Source organism: Kitasatospora sp. NPDC001225, from assembly GCF_053597855.1.
The window spans coordinates 1-3,900 of record NZ_JBSFJC010000284.1; the positions used below are offsets into that span (position 1 = coordinate 1).

Genomic DNA, 3,900 nt, shown 5'->3' on the forward strand with positions numbered 1-3,900 from the left:
GGCGCGGGCGGTACGGGGCACCGGCCGGCGGTGGCGCGGGCGGTACGGCCTGGATGGGTGCCGGTGGTCACTGGGCGACCTTCAGTCCGCGGTTCTTGAACTCGGCGAGGGTGGCCTGCTGCGCGGCGGTGAGCGACTCGTCGATGGTGCCGGTCCGGCCGGCGACCTTGCCGAAGGAGTCCTTCAGCGAGCCGTTGGTGACGCCCATCGCCGGGCCCCAGGTCCAGCCCGGCTTGACGGACTTGGCGGCGTCCGCGTAGAGGGCGTAGAGGTCCTGGCCGCCGTAGAAGTCGGTGTTGAAGGCCTGCTTGGCGGCCGGCACGAGCTCGGTGGCGGCCGGGTAGGCGGAGGAGGTGCCGGAGGAGATCCGGGCCTTGAAGCCGTCCGCGGTGGTGGTCGCCCAGGTGGCGAACTCGACGGCGGCCTTGGCCTTCTTGCTGTCCTTGGACACGGCGAAGGTGGTGCCGCCGAGCATGCCGCTGGCGGGGCTGCCGTCCCAGCTGGGCATCGGCGCGGCCGCCCAGGTGCCGTTGACCTCGGGGGCGGTGCCGAGGTTGGCCTTCAGGACGCCGCCGCCCCAGGTGGCGCCGAGGTAGCCGGCCGTCTCGCCCTTTTGCAGGGAGGCGGTCCACTGCTGGCTGAAGGACGGCATGACGCGCACGAGGTCCTCGTCGGCCAGCTTCTGCCAGTAGTCGGCGACCTTGCGGGTCTCCGGCCCGGTCAGGTCGGCCTTCCAGGCCTCGTCGGCGGCGGCGAACCAGTGGGCGCCGTTCTGCCAAGCCATCGCCTCGAAGGTGGTCGGGTCGTCGGGGAAGAAGGTGGCGATGCGGGTGTCGGGCTGGGCTGCCTTCAGCTGCTGCGCCGCGGTGCGGAACTCGTCCCAGGTCTTGGGGACGGTGATGCCGGCCTTGGCGAAGAGGTCCTTGCGGTAGTAGAAGACCTGGGGGGAGGCGTCCAGCGGCAGGGCCCAGGTGCGGCCGCCGAGCGAGGTGAGTTCGACGGCCTGCGGCAGGTACTTGGCCTTGAGGTCGCCGTCGACCAGCTTGCTGATGTCCTGGACGGCGCCCTGGCTGACGAAGTCCGGCAGCTGCGGGTACTCGACGTTGAAGACGTCGGGGGCGTTGCCGGCCTTCACCGCGTTGGAGAGCTTGGCGTAGCCGCCGGCCGCGCCGGCCGGGATCTCCTCGAAGACGACCTGGATGTTCGGGTGGCTCGCGTTGAACGCGGCGACCACGTCCTTGGTGCCCTTCGCCCAGCCCCAGAAGGTCAGGCTGACCGGCTTGCCGTCGTCCGCGGCGGTGGCCGCCGCCCCGTCGCCGCTGCTGCCGCAGGCGGCGAGCAGGGTGACGCAGAGCGCGGCCGAGGTGGCCGCGGCGGCGGTGCGGAGGGCTCTGCGCCGGGAGAGGGGGGTCGAGCGCATCGGTGGGCTCCTTAGGACGAGGGTGCACAGGGCCCGGAAACGGTCGGCTCCGGCCGGGACCCGTCAGAGGGTGGGGGCGATTGGCTGTCATCCTGAGCAGATAGGCGATCGGAGTCAAGAGATTTGGATCAAATGATCTGACATGATCGACCTGTCGGGCTTCCGAAGCCGCCCTCGCGATCACTGGAATGCCGGAAAATCGGGGCAATACGCTGCCGCGGCGACAACATCACAATCCGATCAAGCCGCTCATTTGATCGCTCCGGCTTGACGAACGATCAGGCACTACCTAGATTCCGGCCCACCACCCGATCTCGGAGGACCTCATGCGCCTGCCCCCGGAGGACCGCGACCTCAGCCCGCACACCGGCTGGACCAGGGAGCACTGGGAGGCGGTGGCCGACGGCCTGCTGACCGCGGTCCTCCCCCACGCCAGTCCCGCCGGGGCGCTGATCGACCTGCCCGGCCCCCGCCCGAGCCGCTCCGGGCGCCGCTCCGACGCCCTGGAGGGCTTCGCCCGCACCTTCCTGCCCGCCGCCCTGCGGGTGGCCGGCGCGGGCGGCACCGATCCGCACGGCCTGCTGGCGCACTACGCCGCCGGACTCGACGCCGGCACCCGCACCCCCACCGGCGAGCGCGACCTCGCCGACGGCGACCGCGAGTCCTGGCCGCTGATCACCGACCGGGGCCAGGCCATGGTCGAGGCCGCCTCCATCGCCTTCGCCCTGCGCCTGACCCGCCCCTGGCTCTGGGACCGGCTGTCCGGGCCCGTCCGCGACCGGGTCGGCCGCTGGCTCGCCGACGCCCTGCACCGCGTGCCCAACGACAACAACTGGCAGCTCTTCCCGCTGTCCGTCGGCGGCTTCCTCGCCGAGGCCGGCATCGCCGAACCCGAGGCCCGCGCCGCCGTCCGCCGCGGGCTGGAGCACATCGACCGCTGGTACCTCGGCGACGGCTGGTACACCGACGGCCGCCCCCGCGCCTTCGACCACTACAACGGCTGGGCCCTGCACCTGTACCCCGTCCTGCACGCCCACCTCGCCGGCGACCGGGCCCTGGGCGCCGTGTACGGCGAGCGCCTCGCCGCCCACCTGGCCGGCTACGCCCACACCTTCGGGGCCGACGGCGCGCCCGTCCACCAGGGCCGCTCGCTCACCTACCGCTTCGCCGCCACCGCCCCGCTCTGGGCCGGGGCTCTGACCGGCCACACCCCGCTCGCCCCCGGCACCACCCGCCGCCTCGCCTCCGGCGCCCTGCGCCACTTCCTCGACCGCGGCGCCGTCGACGACCGGGGCCTGCTCACCCTCGGCTGGCACGGACCCGACCTCCGGCTCGTCCAGGTCTACTCCGGCCCCGCCTCCCCGTACTGGGCCGGCAGCGCCTTCCTCGGCCTGCTGCTCCCGCCCGGCCACCCGGTGTGGACCGCGCCGGAGGGACTCGCACCCGTCGAGGAGCGCGACACCGTCCTCGCCCTGCACGGGCCCGGCTGGCTGGTGCAGTCCACCGCCGCCGACGGCCTGGTCCGGCTGCACAACCACGGCAGCGACGACCAGCCCGCCGACGCCGCGGGCCCGGACGACCCGTACTACGCGCGGCTCGCCCACTCCACCGCCACCGGGCCGGCCTTCGAGGGCCCCGCCGACAACCACCTCGCCCTGCTGACCGACGCCGGACCCACCGAACGCGGCCGCGTCCACCCGCTCGGCGCCGGGCCCGGCTGGGCCGCCTCCCGCTGGCACCCGCGCGTCGGCGGCCGTGAACTGCCCGGCGTCACCGTCACCTCGCTCACCCTGGCCCACGGCGCCGAGGAGTTCCGGGCCCACCTGGTCACCGGCGGGCCGGCCGGCACCCCGGTCACCCAAACCGGCTGGGCCGTCGCGGGCCGGGGCGCCGGGCAGCGCGCCGGTGCCGGAGTGCGGGCCGACGGCGGGCTCGCCTCGGAGCTGCACGCCCTGCGCGGCTTCACCACCGCCGGCGCCGAGCACGTCCCCGGCGGTACCGCGTTCGGCCCCGAGGCCGCCCTGCCGGTGCTCACCGGCGAGCTTCCCGCCGACGGCCCGGCCCTGTTCGCCTGCGCCGCCCGGCTCACCGCCGTCACGCGGCCGCCGGCGCTCGCGGACACCGTCCAGCTGACGGCCCGGCCGGACGGGCAGGACCCGGAGGCCGTCCTGCTGACCGTCCGCCTCGCCGGCGCACCGGGCCTGCGGATCCGCCTGGCACCCGCCGCCGTCACCGTCCACCCCGCCGAAGGGGACTGAACCGCCGTGCCCCTCGCCCTCGCCTCCCTCGGCCTGCCCGGGACGCCGCTCGACCGGGCCGCCGCCCTCGCCGCCGAACACGGCTGGCACGGCCTCGAACTGCGCTGCGCCGACGACCAGCCGGTCTGGGTCGGAGTAGAAGTAGACCGCCCGGCCGTCCCGGGTGCGCACCACGTTGAAGACGTCGAAGTTGCGCATCCGCTTGCCCTGCAGCGCGCCGAG

General features: G+C 74.7%; 2 protein-coding genes and 1 pseudogene. 2 read left to right on the forward strand and 1 reads right to left on the reverse strand.

The features are described from left to right. Window positions 1-67: 67 nt before the first annotated feature. Entirely contained in the window at window positions 68-1,420 is a 1,353-nt protein-coding gene (locus ACWDCZ_RS39220) for an ABC transporter substrate-binding protein (RefSeq protein WP_079272882.1), read from the reverse strand. A 326-nt stretch (window positions 1,421-1,746) separates the two neighbouring features. On the opposite strand from ACWDCZ_RS39220, the gene ACWDCZ_RS39225 reads away from it, so the two are divergent. Then, window positions 1,747-3,678 (forward strand): DUF2264 domain-containing protein, encoded by a 1,932-nt coding sequence (locus ACWDCZ_RS39225; protein WP_449818459.1) that lies wholly within the window; start codon window positions 1,747-1,749, stop codon window positions 3,676-3,678. A 6-nt stretch (window positions 3,679-3,684) separates the two neighbouring features. Next, window positions 3,685-3,900: pseudogene (locus ACWDCZ_RS39230) on the forward strand (sugar phosphate isomerase/epimerase); the annotation flags it as partial.

Excerpts from the sequence above, each read along its gene's own strand:
- ACWDCZ_RS39220 (WP_079272882.1), bottom strand. The coding sequence starts at position 1,420 with ATGCGCTCGACCCCCCTCTCCCGGCGCAGAGCCCTCCGCACCGCCGCC.
- ACWDCZ_RS39225 (WP_449818459.1), top strand. The coding sequence starts at position 1,747 with ATGCGCCTGCCCCCGGAGGACCGCGACCTCAGCCCGCACACCGGCTGG.